Origin of the sequence: Lentzea sp. NPDC051838 (genome assembly GCF_040681245.1) — a bacterium.
GTDB lineage: Bacteria > Actinomycetota > Actinomycetes > Mycobacteriales > Pseudonocardiaceae > Lentzea.
Map to the genome: position 1 here is coordinate 519,075 of NZ_JBFAYI010000002.1, position 15,110 is coordinate 534,184.

Consider the following 15,110-nt stretch of genomic DNA (forward strand, 5'->3'; position numbering starts at 1 on the left):
CTTTTTCGAGATCGGAGCCATGTCCATGAACCATCGACTCGCCAATGTGCTCGGCGCCTTGAGCATGTTCGCATCCGCCGTCGTCACCAACGCCCAGGACGCGGACGCGGCCGTGAGAATCATGCCGCCCCCAGGATGCGGCTTCATCCGGCTGCCGCAGCCCGTGGGGGAGCTTACCGCCCGCTACTTCCACTGCGCCAACAGCTTCATCCTCATCAAGTTCCACTGGAGCGGAGGGAACACAGGCACAGCCTGCATACCGCCCTTCTACCAACACCCCTTCTTCCGCGCGGATGGGCAGGAGGTCGTCAATGCCTACTACGTGTCCACGCCGCCGAACCTCACCGGTCCGCCCGACGACCTGAGGTGCTCTCTGACACAACCTCGTGTCTGACCGATCAACTGGCGACCGAAATGGCCAAAGCGGCGCTGTTCCTTCTATGATGGATATGGCTCGCTGAAGGCACTGTGCTTGCTGGTTGCAATAATGTGAATTGCCTTGCGGGGACTATTTGGATCTACTTCTGCAGGTTTTCTTTGTCTCAGAACCTGCGATTCGATATAAATGTGGCGCCTTCGTGATCTTGATCGCGAAGGCGCCACGCCCATGAGTTCGCCATTCGGGCTACCCGTGCACGGTCCTGTCCGGCTTCCCTCTAGAGGGGAAGCCCCTCCGGCTGAGGAAGCTGCTGGTCAAAGGTGCTGTCGGGGCTACCTGTGCTGCACCAGACTCGGTGGCCGACAGGCGTTTGAACAGTCGACTTGGCTGGTGGTCGGCCCTCGTACCTCGTGACCGGTGGTTTCGCTGAGTGCGACGGCTCCTCATCGCCTTGTGCCCCACTTCCTGGTCCCGAGAATGTCCTTCGTGTGCGGTCCCGCGTTGCGCGTTGGGCACCTGCTGGCCTGTGCAACTCAATGATCGCTGCCGTGCCGATGTGGCCGGTTTTCTAGCTGGCCAGCCGGATTCCGCAAAGGTCACGAGAAAGTAACGGTGGCCAAATGACTTGAAAAGTGTTGACCTAAGGCATGTACTTCTACATGTCGACTCCACGACATGAGGTCAACAGTCTGGAAGGGCGGGGATCAGGGCACGGCGTCCCTGTGAGCCCTTCGTTCTGATCAGCAGCTCCTCACTGGAGTCGGCGACAACGATAGTCCCCCCGAAACGAATGCGATGGGTTAGAGCGTCGCATTGCGTCGGACTGAATCGCAATGTCAATAGGCCGATTTTCGCCAAGCGGAGTGCTGCCATGAATATGACTCTGATCGATTGGTCTGCCCGTATCAACGCGATTGCGGACGCCCTGTCTGTTCCGGACGGCGGATTCTCCGTGAACCCCAATGATGGTTCGGACGTTCGCCACGGCTACGCGGTGGCCGTTCACCCGGAACACGAGCGCGTCTACGAACGTAGCGTGACCAGCGCTGACATTCACGAGTACATATCACGCGCAGCGGACGCTCTTTCGCTGCCTGGCCGTGTTCTCGGCGGTTGGCGTGACCCTGCGTCCGGTCGGGTCTACCTGGACGTCTCGATTGTGACTGCGGACCTTTCTGACGCGATGGCGCTTGCTGTGCAAACCGGGCAACTCGCGATCTTCGACTTCGCCGCCATGGCATCCATTCCGGTTCCGGCCACGTTCGTGGCGTGAATCCTGACCACAGCTAGGGGTGGAACCGTCATGCCCCGATTCAGCGAGCACCCGTGGTTCCGAGCGCATCCGGTGAGCGCCGAAAACATCCTGTGGCACTGGAGTCAGGCCGCGCAGGACGAGATCGCGCAAGGCATGCGTTGGTACGCCGACGCACACCACGTGGCCACCGTGATCGCGAACGGTGACGCCCACCTTGGTGCCGGAATGCTCGCGGTCTACTCGCCGCAACAAGGATGGATCGGCAACGTGCTCAACGCGGCCCGAGTCCTGCGTGAGGGCAGGGGGATCGGTGGCCCGGGCTGCGGGATGTTCGCCACGACCGGGCAGAAGCGCGCGGCGGACCGCCTGCTCAACGGCGAGCGGCACGAGGACGTTCTCAGCGGCCCGAAGATCCGCGACTTCGCCCACCTGATCGAGTTCGGCGGAGATCGAGACCCGGAGAACCCGTGCGTGGTGATCGACCGCCATGCGCTGTCTGTGGCGCATGGCCGCGCGCTTACGTCCGAGGAGTACGAAGCGGCACCCGTGAACGGGTCTCGCCGTAAGGACGGATCGATCTCCCGACGCCACTACGACCACGTGGTGAGCCTGTATCACCTTGCGGCAGAACAGCTTTCTGTGGTTGCGGGGGAGCGGATCTCCGCGCATCAGGTTCAGGCCGTGACGTGGTTGGTCCGCCAACGGCTCAACCAGGAAGCGGAGCAGCGACGCGGCCCGAACCGGTTGGACAAGGGCCGGAACCACGCTCGCGCCAACTCCGAACGCGCGTGGAACGAGTTCCGAACCACGTACCTGCCGGGCCTGACCACGTGTCCGGGCACGGGATACCAGTCAGCTGCCTAAGTGAGGTCTCACGATGAGTCGCTACAGCTCAACCACCCACGAAGCCTTGCGCGCAGAACTCGAAAGGGAGCGCCAGCGGGTCCGATCCCTGGAGGTCGTGAACCGCCTGCAGGCGGCCAGCCTCACCAGTTTGGCCGGTCTCGCGGGAAATCTCCGCTGTCAGGTCGCCGACCTGCACGACGACACGCTGGGCTCACAACCTACGTCGGCCATGGGTTTGCGCAACGTCACGGGACGCATGAGCGGCCTGGCGGACACGCTGAGCCGCGCGGCAGGCGGCTACTCCGGGGCTCGGACCACGGACATGGTCTACCTGGCTGTAGACGAAGATCTCCGCGAGTACAAGTGGACGCCTCGTCCAGACCGTGGACTCGACGGCACGTTGCCGCCGATCCCGATCACCGAGCTGTCCGATCGACGCGGCTACGCGCGCGGGTGGCATCGCGGGCCGCAATGGATCACGTTGTGGTTCACGAGTCCGTACTCGTTCGCCTATGCGGACTGCAGTGACCACGGCCGGCTCACCGAGGCGGACGCCGTTCGCGCCGTGATCACCTCGCGCCACCCGTTGTCCGCTGACGAACTCGCGAGATGGGCTGCGTCACAACAGGGATCGCACGCCGTCCCGTTCGATGCCGCCTATCTCCGCGCGACCCAACACGTGTTCTTCCGCTGGGGCGGTGCGCTGGACAGCCACCGCTGCGACGAGCACGGCCACCCCGCGCCCGACGGGCATGGTCACAGGTCGGTGTGGGCTTGTCCGAGCGACCCTGATTTCCGGCTCTGCGTCTGGGGAATCGGCGATGAACCGGCGCACGTCACCTACTGGGCAGGCCCCGTGGTCGACATGGCGCACCTCGTTCAGATCACCGGCCACTGCGGCTGACCGACGAGACCAACCGAGTTCAGAAACACCTATGTGGACGGAGATTCATCATGAACGACCAGAGCAACTCCCAATCCTGCGTGTCGCACCTGACACCCCACGACACGTGGTGCATGTGGATCGACTCTTGGGGCATGCGTCGCTTCTGGGCGACGGTCGCCGACGAACGAGCCGTTGTGCGAGACGGCACCGACACGAACCTTGACGAGGTTCTCGACTGGACCGTCGATCTTGTGGAAGACGAGACCGGCAACCGCTTCACGTTGAACCACAACATGATGGTGGCGACCATGCACCGCATCGTGCGTGAGCGCGACTCCGTCCAGCTGTCGGACGCGATCATCGACCAGATCGCCGAAGTGCTCAAGGCGGACACCCCCGACGGTGCCACCGATGAGCTCTGTCAACTCGACTGCGTCGGCTTCGACGCGATCGTCCAGTTCGCCACCCTCGGCCAGGTCGTCTACGGATGATCGAGTCGGCACGACACCCGTCAGGAGAGTTGATCATGTCGTCACCCGACGTGCTTCGCGCCCGTCTGTTCCTCTCGCGCGCCGTTGAACCGCCGGCGCCTGCCGTGCATCACTTCGTCACCGTGCACGGTTCGGTTGAAGCCGTCGCCCGTATCCGGCACGGCACTGCCCCCGCTGCGGTACTCGCCGAGGTCGCGCGGCCGAACGCGGAATTGAAGAGGACTTGCGAGCCCTCGACAACGGCACGGCCCGCCTGCTGGTTCCAGAAGACGACGACTGGCCGCTCGGACGTCTGTCCACTTTGGCTGGCCACGGTGTCCCGCTCGCCCTGTGGCTGCACGGTCCAGGTTTGTTGGCAGGGCTGACGGACACCGCCGTAACGATCACCGGTAGCCGTGCCTCGTCCGCGTACGGCAACACCATTGCGGCGCACTTCAGCGGCGCATTGGCCGACGCTGGCGCTGTGATCATCAGCGGAGGGGGCTTTGGTGTGGACGAATCCGCTCACCACGGCGCGCTTGCCGCCGACGGCCAGACGGTCGTGGTCCTGCCCTGCGGTGTGGACCGAACCTACCCACGCCAGCACGCCCAGCTCTACGCGAAGGTTGTTGATCAAGGCGGTTTGCTGGTGAGCGAGTATCCGATCGGCGCTGTGCCGACCCGGACCCGCTTCCATGCGCGGTGCCGCCTGCTGGCCGCGCTGACGGCGGCGACCGTGATCGTCGAGGCTGGGCGGCGCAGCGGTGCGCTCGCGGTCGCCAGCGCCGCAAAGGACCTGGGCAAGCGCGTGTACGGCGTGCCGGGGCCGATCCACTCCGCCACGTCGACCGGTGTCAACGAACTCCTCCGCATCGGCGCCGCCGAGGTGGCGACCTCGGTTGAGCACATCCGCTACCAGGAGCGGTTGCGATGACCAGCCCAGACTTGTTTCAGGCCGCGCTTGACAGCGCCTCGCTGCCCGCCGAGTGGCATGTCGAGGTGGCGATCCGGCCACGCCGCCGCAGGCTCGGGCTTCAGGTGAAACCAGGCGGTGCGGTCCTCGTCCTGGTACCGCCGACCACCGACCCGCGGCACATCACCTGGTTCGTGACCTGCAAACGGCGGTGGCTCACCGAAAAAGTGAAGATCGCCACGGAGCTGGCGCCCGACCACTCGATCAAGGAGTTCGTCGACGGGGAGGAGTTCTATCTCTTCGGGATCTCCTACCAGCTTCGGCTTGTTGACCACGCGCCCGCAGGTATCGAGCAGTTGCCGATGTTCGCGCCGGACGGGAACTTGTACTGTCGTCGACAGCGCCCAGTCCAGGTTCGACGGGCGATCATTGGGCTCTACCAGCAGGTCGGGCTGCAGTGGATACGACGGCACGGGCGTCGATACGAGCTCGACGGCGCGATCCCGGACCTGGCTTACGTCGTGCGCGATCTTGGCCGGAGTCACTGGGGGCTGTACTACAACCCGGCCCAAGCACCTGGTCGCCGTGCACTGGGCCTGCTTGGCAACGGCAGATGAACCGGTGGATGCCGGACTGGCGACGAGGTCAAGCCGACCTCGTCGAGCACGGCCGCCATGCCTGGACCGGAGGTTGGAACCGTCCGAGGTGATCTCCCCGGGATGTTGAGCGGAGGTGTTGTGGTCCACACCGTGATACAACAGGGCCTGCATCGCCAGAACGGCCAGCGTGTCCTGAGGAGGCGGAAGTGGACAAGGAACAGCACTTCGAGCTGCTCAGAGAGAGCGCAGCCGAGGTGAAGGAGCTCCAGGACCACCTCCAGAAGATCCGCAAGCAGGAGGCCGAGCTGCAGGCCGACCGGGTCACCACGCTGGAAAAGCTGAAGAAGGCACGCGACAAGCGGTTCGAGCGGATCACTGCGGCCATCGGGGACAAGGTGCCGAAGGCGCCGATCGCCCGTGAACTGGGCATGGATCGCACCAACTTGTACAAGCTGCTGGACGGGAAAGACGACGCCGCCGACGCCTGAGGGGCCGTACGACGAGCTCGTCCGCACGGAGCGGGCCGACGCGTGAGCGCAACGGGCGACAATCGGTTAGGCGACGCAGCGCGCGGCCCGATCGACGGGTGACGAGGCTTTCAACGATCGACGGTCGACGCGAGCAGGCTTTCCAGTTGGGCGGCCACGCGGTCGAGTGCTCGGGTGGTGCGTTGGGCCCGACACATGGCGACCGCGCCTTCGGCGGCGGCGACCACGAGGGTGGCGAGCTGCTCGGCTTCGGCGGGCTCGATGCCGTGCTGCCGCAGTGATTCGGCGAGCTGCGTCTCCCAGCCGCTGAACACCTCGGCCGCGGCGGCGAGGACGGCGAGGCGTTCGTCGTCTGCGGCTTCTTCGACCGACACGGCGAGCACCGGACACCCGGCTTGGAAGCCGGTGCTGGTGAGGATGTCGCGCCACAGCGCGAGGAAGGCCCGCAGGCCGTCGACCGGTCCTGCTCGCAGCTTCTTGTCGAGCATCCTGGCCACGGTGTCGCCGGCGAAGCGCACCGCCTCGGTGGCCAGTTGCTGCTTTCCGCCGGGGAAGTAGTGGTAGGTGGAGCCCAGCGGCGTACCGGCGTGCTTGGCGATCTCGCGGATGCTGGTGGCGTTGAGCCCGCGCCGACGGATCATGTCGGCTGCTCCGGCGACCAGCTGCTGACGTGACGGCGGGGTCAGTTCGGTCATCCAACGAACCCTTTCTTGGTTATAACACTCGTCATAGTGTAGCGTGCGCCGTGGTTATAACGAGTGTTATAACTCGTGGTCAACGTCGTGTGAGTCGAGGTGCAACGTCATGCCGATGATCCAGCTGACCGTTCCAGCCGGGGCTCTGACACTGCAGGGACGCGAGAGCGTGCAGGGTGAGCTCGCTGCCGTGCTGCTGCGTTGGGAGGGCGCGCCGGACACGGAGTTCTTCCGTGCGCAGGCGTGGAGCTATCTGCACGAGCTGCCGGCGGGCGCGCAGATCACGGCCGAGGACGACGCGCCCCGGTTCCGGGTGGATGTCACGGTGCCTCAGGGCGCGGTGTCGGACCGGCGCAAGGCGGGTCTGGTCAAGGACGCGACCGCGGCCGTGCTGCACGCCGCTGGGCTGACCGACGCCGATGCGCTGCGGGTGTGGGTGCTGATCCACGAACAGGCCGAGGGAACGTGGGGTGCGGGCGGAGGCATCGTCCGCTACGCCGAGCTGGTCGCCCTCGCGCAGCAGTCGCGGGAGGCGACGGCCGGTGCGTGAGCTGACTTATGTCGCCCGTCGCGTCGTCGAGTGGCGGGAGATGCCGGACCCGGTGCTGGAGTCGGATCGGGACGCGATCGTGGCGCCGGTGGCGGCGACGTCGTGCGACGTCGATTCGGCGATCCTGGCCGGGCACGGCCCGATTCCGCCGCCGTTCGCGATCGGGCACGAGTGCGTCGCCCAGGTCGTCGACGTCGGCGATTCGATCAGCCATGTGTCGCCCGGTGATCTGGTGGTCGTGCCGTGGGCGATTTCCTGCGGGGACTGCGAACGGTGCCGCGCGGGCCTGCCGACGCACTGCACCGCGGTGCCGCACATGGCGATGTTCGGCGCCCCGATCGGCGGCAGCTGGGGAGGGTTGTTCTCCGACCTCGTCCGCGTCCCGTGGGCCGACGCGATGCTGGTGCCGCTGCCGGCCGGGCTGGACCCGATCGCGCTGGCTTCGGCCAGCGACAACTGGTCCCTGGCGTGGCGGCTGGTCGCGCCACACCTCAAGACCCGTCCCGAAGCGCGGGTGCTGGTCATCGCACGGGGCAGCATCGGCCTCTACGTGTGCGACATCGCCCGTGCGCTCGGCGCCGGCGACGTGCTCTACGTTGACCCTGACCCGGCTCACCGGAAGATCGCCAAGAGCTATGGTGCCCGCACCGCCGAGGCGATCGAGCCGATCCACCACGGCTTCGACCTGGCGATCGAGTCGACCGGCCGGGTCGACCAGCTCGTCGTCGCGCTGCGATCGCTGGTGCCGGAAGGCTTCTGCGAGAGCGCCGGCAACCACTTCCGCCCCGGCGAGCTGCCGTTGCTGGAGATGTACCTGACCGGGGTGACGATGCGCATCGCCCGGGACAACGTGCGGGCGCACCTGCCCGACGCGCTCGAGCTCGCCGCGTCCGGGCGGGTGGACCCGAGGCGGGTGGTGTCGGAGGTGTTCGACTGGGAACGGCTGCCCGACGCGCTGCCGCAGCGACATCTCAAGCCCGTCTTCGTGCGCGATCTCCCCGAGGCCCGGTGATGGTGCGGGAACTGCGGTTCCAGCGCAGCCGGCGGCTCGCCTGGCACGAGCGGGACGCGCCGGCGCTGCACGAACCGACGGATGCGATCGTGCGGCCCTTCGTGGCCGCGCGGTGCGATGGCGACACCCTGCCGATCCACCGCCCGGTGTCGCGGGCACTCCAGGCCGGGATGGCGCTCGGCCTGGTCGACCCGGTTGTCGGCAGCATCTGCGGCAAGGTCCCCTTCCGCGGACCGTTCGCCATCGGCCACGAGTGCGTTGCCGAGATCGTGGAACTCGGGTCACAGGTGACCCGGCTGCGGGTCGGGCAGCGGGTGATCGTGCCGTGGGCGGTGTCCTGTGGAACGTGCCCGCCGTGCCGGCGCGGCTTGACGGCGAAGTGCGCCACGACCACCGGCGGTGGCGTCCTCGCCGCCTACGGGTTCGGGTCGGCCAGCGGCCCGTGGGGCGGCATGATCACCGACGCCCTTCGGGTCCCGTTCGCCGAGCACATGCTCGTCCCGGTCCCGTCCGGTGTGCCGGTCGAACGGGTCGCCGCGGCCAGTGACAACCTCGCCGACGCCTGGCGTGCGGTCGTCCCGCCCCTGGCCGCTCGTGAAGGCGGCTCGGTGCTCGTCCTCGGCGGTGGCGCCAAGAGCATCGGCCTGTACGCGGCCGGGCTCGCCGCCGCACACGGCGCGTCCACTGTGGACTACCTCGACGACGACCTCGGGCGACGGTCGATCGCCGAGTCTTTCGGCGCACGGGCGCGCCCGGCGAATCACGAAGCCGGCGGCTACGACGTGGTCGTGGAAGCCACCTCGCGCCCCGCCGGGCTCCGCCGTGCCCTCCGCGCCCTCGCCCCAGGTGGTGTGTGCACGGCGGTCGGCTACTACCTGGCCACCGGCACCCGCGTGCCGCTGATGCGCATGTACGCCACCGACGCGACGCTGCGTCTCGGCGTCTCCCACAGCCGCGCGGTGCTACCCGACCTGCTGGACTTCATCCACCGCACCAGCTTCCCCGCCGAGCGCGTCACGACCCTCGAAGCGCCATGGGACGACGCGCCGGCCGCCTACGCCGCCCGGACCACCAAGGTCGTCCTCCGCCGTGACCCGCTCACCCCTGCCGCACACGAGGCTCCGTGAGGCCCGGACCAACTGCTCATCGAGCTCTTCCAACCCCACCAGCACCGCCATCCCCGTGGAACTCCGCGACTACTTCATCCTGTAGGAGACAGCCATGACCGTCATCACCGTGAACACCCTGACCGACCGCCTGAGCCTCGACCAGCGCCGCGCCCTGGCCCAGACGTTGACAGACGCGGTGCTGGTCCCAGAGATCGGGCAGTTCGTGCCCGCGGCACGAGCCGGCTTTCAGGTGCATTTCGTAGAACGCGAACCGGACATGATGGCCATCGGCGGCCTGCTGCTGGCCGACGTCGGCCCGGACCGTGACGTGATGGTCATCGACGTCGCGGTCATGGACGCCGACTGGCGCCGCGAAGTCCGCGCCGAGGTCATCGAGCGCGTCCTCGCCGCGATGGCCGACGCTTGCGGGCTGGACAAGCCGTCACCAGCTTGGTGGGTCAACTTCCGGGTCATCGACGAGGGCAGCTGGGGTTCTAGCGGTGGCGTCCTCACCATTCTGTCCCTCCTCGACAGCGGCGTGTTCACCGAGGAGAAAGCCAAGGCGATCCGCGCGGCGATCAGCAGCTGATCGCTCCTGGCCGCCTCTAGTGGTCAATCCCAGGCCTGGACGCTGCGAGATAGTCATCGCCGCTCCAGCGGTACGAGCTGACTTGGACAGGCTGGTCGAAGGTTGGCGCGTGGACCATCTTTCCGGCGCCGAGGTACAGGCCGACGTGGTGGACGTTGCTCGGCGTGCCGTAGAAGACCAAATCGCCGGGCATGAGCGGCTGACCGGCGGGTACCAGCGGACCTGCTTCGTATTCCGGCTGCGTGGTCCGAGGGATGACCACCCCCGCGGCCTTGTAGGCGGCCGTGACGAGACCTGAGCAGTCCCAACCGGTTTCGCCGTTGCCGCCCCAGACGTAGGGCTCGCCGAGCTGGGCGCAGGCGAACGCGATCGCTTTGGCTGCAACAGGGTTGGGCGCTTGGATGTTGTTGCAGTCGCCGGTGCCGGTCATGGCCTCGCCGTACTTCTTCGCCTGGGCGAGTACGTCGTTGACGTACCAGTCGGCGTTGTTGTAGACCCAGATCGCCTTACGGATGTCTTTCTGGGCGCCAGAGTCACAGAGGTAGTGGGCGGCGGCGTAGATGGCGTCGTGCTTGTTCCACGGTGACGGTGGTGTCTGGCCGCCCGGTGGAAGCGGGTGCCGCGCGACGACGCCGTTGAATGTGGGCTGCAGGAACTGCATCGGGCCTCGTGCGCCCGCGGAGTTCTCGGTTCCGTTCGCGACGCCGGCCAGCTGGCTTCTGCCGTGATCGCTTTCGATCTTGCCGATGGCGGCGAGGATCGACCAGTCCAGGCCGGGGCAGACGGGCGCCGCGGCCTGGTAGAGCGCCAGGTAGTCGCCGGGGATGTCGGCGAGCGCCTCCTGGGTGGGTTGGGTGTTGCTGTTGCCGAAGACTCCGGTGACGACAGCCTGCCCGATACCGCCGATCAGCAACGGCAGGACGACGACCGCCGCGATGGCGGCGATGGCGATCTTCACGATTCACCTCCCGAAGCTGCTGATGGGCTGGGGTGGCGGGAGCGGCGACGGCGCCGAGAGGGTGGCGATCGCCGTACGGACGGCGACCGCCGTCGGGACCTCTGCTGGTGGTGCGGTTCGCGGCCAGAGTTCTGCGAGCTCGGTGAGACGCAGTCGGCCTGGCCGCCGCGTGATCGAACCGGAGAGCGGCAGCCAGCTGGCGGCCGCTGGATCTTGCTTGTCCGCGCTGTCCGAGGCGCGGCTGGCGATCGGCACGAGTGCTGGGTGGTCGAGTTGGGCCAGCGTGTCGGAGAGGGCGCCTCGGGCGGTGGTTTCGCGGAGGCTGGTCGGCAGCCAGATCAGCACCGGAGTGGTGATTCCCGTTGCGGTTGCGAGTTTCTCGTAACCGTGGAGCTTGCTGCTGAGCGTGCCGAGGTTTTCTGTGCCGAAGTCGAACTCCAGGAAGAACTCGATCTCGCGGCCAGCTTCCTTCCAACGCCCGTAGGCGTCGGGACGGACCATGTCGCCGAACAAGCGCGTGCAGCGCAATTCGGACCACCAGGCGGTCAGGCGTCCGGCGGCGCCGGGCTGCTGGCCTGCCCTGACCAGGTTGGTGAAGAAGCCGTTGACCCCGACGGTGTGGGCGAGGCGCAGGGAGTGCGCGATGCCCATCGCGTCCTCGTGCCGGTAGCCGAGCTTCTTCGGGTCGAGGCCGTCCTCGTAGGCAAGGGCCACTGCGCCGGCGATGTCGAGCACGTAGTGCATCGGTGCCGTGCCCGCGGTGACGAATGGCTGGAACCGGTCGACGACGCGCCATTTGAACAGGTCGAGCAGCCTGTGGTTGGCCGCGCGTTTGCTCGGGTAGCAGAGTTCGGTGATCTGTTTGCTGGTGAAGACCCTGTGCTCGTACAGCATCCTGGCCAGCCAGCGGTCTCGTGGTGTGAGTCGTCCAGCCAGCAGGGCGTGGTGCTCTCCGGTGGTGGCCGCTCGAGGTCTGGGCCGTTGCGGCAGGTGGCCCCGCAAAGCCCTTTGGGGAGTGGGATTCGAGATCATGGAACACACCTCCCGAGCGGGCGGTCAGGCCGCGCGTCGAGGATCCACAGTGGATGGTGAGGGATCGGTAGAGGTCGGAGGGTGGGTGTTCGCCTTGGCGGCCTTGCGGATGGCCTTGGCGCGCCCAGGAACGGCAGGCCTGAGCTTCTCGGTCACTGCGGTAAATGCCGGTGTCTCCTCACCGTTGACTACAAGGCGGACGGCGATGTGGAAGACGCTGAGATGTGAGAGGTCGTGTTCGGACAGCCGGGGCACCGTGTGCCTCGCCATGTACCTGGCGTCTTCCGGCGAGACGTTGAAGATGAACTTGGTCCGTGCGTTCGCGCTGATTCCCTCGGCGAGCTCCTTGGGGAGCTGACCCACGTACTGATGCCCCAGCGTCATGGCCATCCGATAGGCGCGGGCTTCGGCGAGCATGTCCTCGGGTGGGTAAGGCAGGTTGAGGAAGTTGTGGCACTCGTCGATGTAAAGCCCGCAGTCGCGACGTTGACGTTGCGGGATGGAGGCCCGGCGGGTTGCTGCCTGCCAGGTGCTGGCGACGATGATGGAACCGAGCAGTTGTGCGGTTTCCGTACCCAATGAGCCGCGTGGGATTCGGACAAGGCAGATGCCGCCGTTGTTGAGCACGTCCTCCGTGTTCACGGTGGACTCCCCGTCGGCGATCGCCGCGCGGACGAAGGGCCGGAGCAGGAAGCCGCGCACCTTGTTCATCAGCGGAGCGATCACTTGGGCTCGGTTGGCCTCGGTCAGGTTCTCGTACCAAACCCAGAAGCCCTTGAGCACTTCGTCCGTGATGTGTTCGCGCGCGCGTTGGCGGAATGCCGCCACCGTAAGCAGCTTCGGCAGATCGATCAGAGTCGGTGTGCCAGGTAGCGAGACGAGCGTCAGCAGGCTGGCGCGCAGGATGTCCTCGGTGCGTGGTCCCCACGAGGAGGCGTAGATCCGGGAGAAGATGCTGACGAGGTTGTCGACCGCACGCACCTTGTCCTTGCTGTCCAAGGGATTGAGCACGGGCGGTCGGGACTTGGAGTCGGCGTCGAACAGCACGACCCTTTCGCCGAGCTCCTCCGGCAGCCGCATGAGGATGTCCGAGACGAGGTCGCCCTTCGGGTCGATCACCACGACGCCGCGGCCGGTTTCGGCGTCGGCCAGGATCATCCGGGCCATGAGTTCGGACTTGCCGGAGCCCGTGGCACCGAGGATGTGGACGTGGTGCCGTGCATCCGCGACGTGCAAGCCGACCGGACGAGCGTGACCGGAGTCCGACAGCCCGATCGGCTTGATGTGCTCGCCCACGTCAGGCACTCCGGGAGGAGGCGCTACGGCCTTGGCTCCGGCCCTTCGGAGTCCAGGTGTGGCCTCGTCGATCGGCAGGTGTGCGATCGCGCTCAGCTCGCGGACCGAGAGCAGATCCCCTTTGCCGAAACGGCGCTCGGCCAGAGCGCTGGTCGGTCGACGAAGCCGGATCCGGCGGTAGTAGTTGTGATCGGAGTAGGCGGCGAACGCCGAGGCGATCGCGTGCCCGCGGCCGCGAAGAACCTCTCGCGCGGCTTGGACTTCGCCGGCGGTAGCCGTCTTCGGCATCGTGGTGGTTACCGCGTACCTGACCTGGGTTTCGAACTGGTTCGCCCGCAGTTTCTCAACGACGGCCCGGTCTTCAGCGGCGTGCTCCAGGCGGCTCTGCCGATCGACAGCCGGAAGCCGTGCACTGGTTGACGACTTCGTGGCCTTGCCCGGCGTGACGAGGTCGAGCAGCCGACCGATCAGATGGGGCGAGCTGCCTGCATGTGCGCGTCGGGCAGCACGCCGCGCCTTCGCCACGCGATGTCCGGCAACAGGGCGGGCGAGGACCTGCACCCATGCTTGCTCGTGCGGCCCGAGTCCGACAGGTGCGCCGAGCAAGGCCCTGATCGGATCCACCGGATGCTCGGTGCGAATCGGCAGTGCCTCTGTACGTGCAAGCCGCAACTCACCGCCGACGGCCTCGACCCGGCGTTCCGGCGCGGTCGCAGGGTCCGATGGCGCGGCGAGCTTGGTGCGGGTGTGAGCGCCTGGCCAAGCTGCCTCGATCGCGCGCTCGACCATGCCAGGCGGCACTACGCCCGGCACCCAGAACTGAACTTCGACGCCGTCCGCGGTGAACGTCAGCTCGAAGCTGAGGTGCGGCTGACCGGAGAATCGGCGCAACCAACCAGGCCTGAGGAGGCCGACGAGGTTGGACCACAGGGTGAGCGCCCCAGAGGGGTCGACTGTGGGTGGTGCGAGCACGGTGATCAGGCGGGCGTCGCTCACCAGCTTCTGGTGGTACCGGCGGCGCCAGCGACGCCGCGCGACGATCGCCGCTGTCACCGCGATCGCGACTACCGGACCGACTACTGGGCCCCACGTCACTGCGAGCTCGCGCAGGTGCGTCAGCACGTTCAGGAATGCGCCAAGTGGATCGCGCAGATACTCCCCGATAGGCGAGAAGTGGTTGGGGGACAAGTAAGACACGTGGCCTCCTGGCGGAGCGTTCGTAGCAGAGCTGTCAGGCGGCTTCGGACTGGTCGGTGTTGTCGACCACCAGTCGCAGATGGCGGCGGCGTCGGCCTGCTTCGCGCTCGGCGTCCACTTCGGCCTGCCACTCGGAGAAACGGCGCCCAGCGAGTCGCTTGAGGTAGGCGGGAATCCGATTGGCCGGAACGCCCACCAACTGTGGCCCGAGCACGGCGAGCAGGTCGCTGGCCTCCTGGGATGCCCAGCCGGCTTCCTCGATCGAGGCCTCGTCCGGGAACACATCCGCCACGCGGTCGACCTGCGGGTTCAGCGCGGAGTCCTGCATGCCGCCGTACGAGAAGACCCACAAGAAGTTCGGCGGCGGGTCCGGCTCGACGAGCCGCCGGAACCTGTCGATCTCCTTGCTGTAGGCGTAGAAGTTCGCGTCCGGCCGGGTACGGCAGACACGCAACCACGCCTCAAGGTAGGCATCCGAGAAGAAGTCGCCGCTGTCGTGGATCCGGACCCACGCGCCACGGAACTTGGCCGCGCCCAGCTCGGCGATCATGGCGGACTCCCAGCCCGGCAGGTCGTCGAGGACGAACATCAGGTTCGCCTGGTGCTTGGCACGGACGACGGGCCAGGTGTAGGTGCCGTGCCGGGCGTAGCAGGCTTGCGCGCAGACGCCCGCACTCGGACAGGTGTTGTAGGTGCGGCCGTCGGGAAGGCGACCGGCCCAGGCCGGCAGCGACCAGTTCCACGCGCCGATCTGACGCATCTCGCGGTTCTGCGTGAGAAGTCGAGCCGGGCGATGAGCGGCCCGAGGAAGAGGAGCAGACATGGTTGTCTCCCTT

At 66.9% G+C, this 15,110-nt stretch carries 17 protein-coding genes; 12 read left to right on the forward strand and 5 right to left on the reverse strand.

Translation table 11 applies throughout. The features are described 5' to 3' along the window. Window positions 1–25: 25 nt before the first annotated feature. The 8 genes from AB0M24_RS08435 (at window position 26) to AB0M24_RS08470 (ending at window position 5,836) form a co-directional block, all read left to right on the forward strand. Window positions 26–394: a DUF6355 family natural product biosynthesis protein gene (locus tag AB0M24_RS08435; protein WP_363762675.1), complete on the forward strand. Its 369-nt coding sequence runs from the start codon at window positions 26–28 to the stop codon at window positions 392–394. A gap of 862 nt (window positions 395–1,256) precedes the next feature. Further along, window positions 1,257–1,652 carry a hypothetical protein gene (locus tag AB0M24_RS08440; RefSeq protein ID WP_363762678.1) on the forward strand — a complete coding sequence of 132 codons (396 nt, stop codon included), beginning with the start codon at window positions 1,257–1,259 and terminating at the stop codon, window positions 1,650–1,652. A gap of 30 nt (window positions 1,653–1,682) precedes the next feature. Then, window positions 1,683–2,498 carry a hypothetical protein gene (locus tag AB0M24_RS08445; RefSeq protein ID WP_363762681.1) on the forward strand — a complete coding sequence of 272 codons (816 nt, stop codon included), beginning with the start codon at window positions 1,683–1,685 and terminating at the stop codon, window positions 2,496–2,498. A 97-nt stretch (window positions 2,499–2,595) separates the two neighbouring features. After that, window positions 2,596–3,384 (forward strand): hypothetical protein, encoded by a 789-nt coding sequence (locus AB0M24_RS08450; RefSeq protein ID WP_363762684.1) that lies wholly within the window; start codon window positions 2,596–2,598, stop codon window positions 3,382–3,384. Window positions 3,385–3,518: 134 nt separating this feature from the next. Continuing rightward, window positions 3,519–3,857, forward strand: coding sequence for a hypothetical protein (locus AB0M24_RS08455; protein ID WP_363762686.1), 339 nt, complete (start codon window positions 3,519–3,521; stop codon window positions 3,855–3,857). 223 nt (window positions 3,858–4,080) lie between these two features. Further along, the gene (gene dprA / locus AB0M24_RS08460) at window positions 4,081–4,770 is read left to right on the forward strand and encodes a DNA-processing protein DprA (RefSeq protein ID WP_363762689.1); all 690 of its coding nucleotides are present in this window, start codon (window positions 4,081–4,083) and stop codon (window positions 4,768–4,770) included. 11 nt (window positions 4,771–4,781) lie between these two features. Continuing rightward, entirely contained in the window at window positions 4,782–5,366 is a 585-nt protein-coding gene (locus AB0M24_RS08465) for a YgjP-like metallopeptidase domain-containing protein (protein WP_363762693.1), read from the forward strand. A gap of 188 nt (window positions 5,367–5,554) precedes the next feature. Next, on the forward strand, window positions 5,555–5,836 hold the full coding sequence (locus AB0M24_RS08470) for a hypothetical protein (RefSeq protein WP_363762696.1): 282 nt from the start codon (window positions 5,555–5,557) through the stop codon (window positions 5,834–5,836). A 110-nt stretch (window positions 5,837–5,946) separates the two neighbouring features. On the opposite strand, the gene AB0M24_RS08475 is transcribed toward AB0M24_RS08470, so the two are convergent. Continuing rightward, window positions 5,947–6,531: a TetR/AcrR family transcriptional regulator gene (locus tag AB0M24_RS08475; RefSeq protein ID WP_363762699.1), complete on the reverse strand. Its 585-nt coding sequence runs from the start codon at window positions 6,529–6,531 to the stop codon at window positions 5,947–5,949. Window positions 6,532–6,640: 109 nt separating this feature from the next. On the opposite strand from AB0M24_RS08475, the gene AB0M24_RS08480 reads away from it, so the two are divergent. The 4 genes from AB0M24_RS08480 (at window position 6,641) to AB0M24_RS08495 (ending at window position 9,791) form a co-directional block, all read left to right on the forward strand. Next, a complete protein-coding gene (locus tag AB0M24_RS08480; RefSeq protein ID WP_363762702.1) occupies window positions 6,641–7,081 on the forward strand; it encodes a tautomerase family protein in 441 nt (146 codons plus the stop codon). Further along, entirely contained in the window at window positions 7,074–8,093 is a 1,020-nt protein-coding gene (locus AB0M24_RS08485; RefSeq protein WP_363762705.1) for an alcohol dehydrogenase catalytic domain-containing protein, read from the forward strand. The genes AB0M24_RS08480 and AB0M24_RS08485 overlap by 8 nt, the downstream gene beginning before the upstream one ends. Continuing rightward, window positions 8,093–9,220, forward strand: coding sequence for an alcohol dehydrogenase catalytic domain-containing protein (locus AB0M24_RS08490; protein WP_363762708.1), 1,128 nt, complete (start codon window positions 8,093–8,095; stop codon window positions 9,218–9,220). Before AB0M24_RS08485 ends, AB0M24_RS08490 begins: the two co-directional genes overlap by 1 nt. A gap of 94 nt (window positions 9,221–9,314) precedes the next feature. Further along, a complete protein-coding gene (locus AB0M24_RS08495) occupies window positions 9,315–9,791 on the forward strand; it encodes a hypothetical protein (protein WP_363762711.1) in 477 nt (158 codons plus the stop codon). Between the two features lie 16 nt (window positions 9,792–9,807). On the opposite strand, the gene AB0M24_RS08500 is transcribed toward AB0M24_RS08495, so the two are convergent. From AB0M24_RS08500 to AB0M24_RS08515, 4 genes are read right to left on the reverse strand one after another with little or no spacing between them, the layout of a single operon-like run. Then, the gene (locus AB0M24_RS08500) at window positions 9,808–10,749 is read right to left on the reverse strand and encodes a bifunctional lytic transglycosylase/C40 family peptidase (RefSeq protein WP_363762714.1); all 942 of its coding nucleotides are present in this window, start codon (window positions 10,747–10,749) and stop codon (window positions 9,808–9,810) included. Window positions 10,750–10,752: 3 nt separating this feature from the next. After that, entirely contained in the window at window positions 10,753–11,781 is a 1,029-nt protein-coding gene (locus AB0M24_RS08505; protein ID WP_363762717.1) for a replication-relaxation family protein, read from the reverse strand. Between the two features lie 24 nt (window positions 11,782–11,805). Further along, entirely contained in the window at window positions 11,806–14,274 is a 2,469-nt protein-coding gene (locus tag AB0M24_RS08510) for a type IV secretion system DNA-binding domain-containing protein (RefSeq protein ID WP_363762720.1), read from the reverse strand. Window positions 14,275–14,308: 34 nt separating this feature from the next. After that, complete coding sequence (locus AB0M24_RS08515; protein ID WP_363762722.1) at window positions 14,309–15,097, reverse strand: hypothetical protein; 789 nt, start codon at window positions 15,095–15,097, stop codon at window positions 14,309–14,311. Window positions 15,098–15,110 lie beyond the last annotated feature (13 nt).

Excerpts from the sequence above, each read along its gene's own strand:
- AB0M24_RS08490 (WP_363762708.1), top strand. The coding sequence starts at position 8,093 with ATGGTGCGGGAACTGCGGTTCCAGCGCAGCCGGCGGCTCGCCTGGCAC.
- AB0M24_RS08445 (WP_363762681.1), top strand. The coding sequence starts at position 1,683 with ATGCCCCGATTCAGCGAGCACCCGTGGTTCCGAGCGCATCCGGTGAGC.
- AB0M24_RS08435 (WP_363762675.1), top strand. The coding sequence starts at position 26 with ATGAACCATCGACTCGCCAATGTGCTCGGCGCCTTGAGCATGTTCGCA.
- AB0M24_RS08495 (WP_363762711.1), top strand. The coding sequence starts at position 9,315 with ATGACCGTCATCACCGTGAACACCCTGACCGACCGCCTGAGCCTCGAC.
- AB0M24_RS08505 (WP_363762717.1), bottom strand. The coding sequence starts at position 11,781 with ATGATCTCGAATCCCACTCCCCAAAGGGCTTTGCGGGGCCACCTGCCG.
- AB0M24_RS08515 (WP_363762722.1), bottom strand. The coding sequence starts at position 15,097 with ATGTCTGCTCCTCTTCCTCGGGCCGCTCATCGCCCGGCTCGACTTCTC.
- AB0M24_RS08455 (WP_363762686.1), top strand. The coding sequence starts at position 3,519 with ATGCGTCGCTTCTGGGCGACGGTCGCCGACGAACGAGCCGTTGTGCGA.
- AB0M24_RS08475 (WP_363762699.1), bottom strand. The coding sequence starts at position 6,531 with ATGACCGAACTGACCCCGCCGTCACGTCAGCAGCTGGTCGCCGGAGCA.
- AB0M24_RS08440 (WP_363762678.1), top strand. The coding sequence starts at position 1,257 with ATGACTCTGATCGATTGGTCTGCCCGTATCAACGCGATTGCGGACGCC.
- AB0M24_RS08480 (WP_363762702.1), top strand. The coding sequence starts at position 6,641 with ATGCCGATGATCCAGCTGACCGTTCCAGCCGGGGCTCTGACACTGCAG.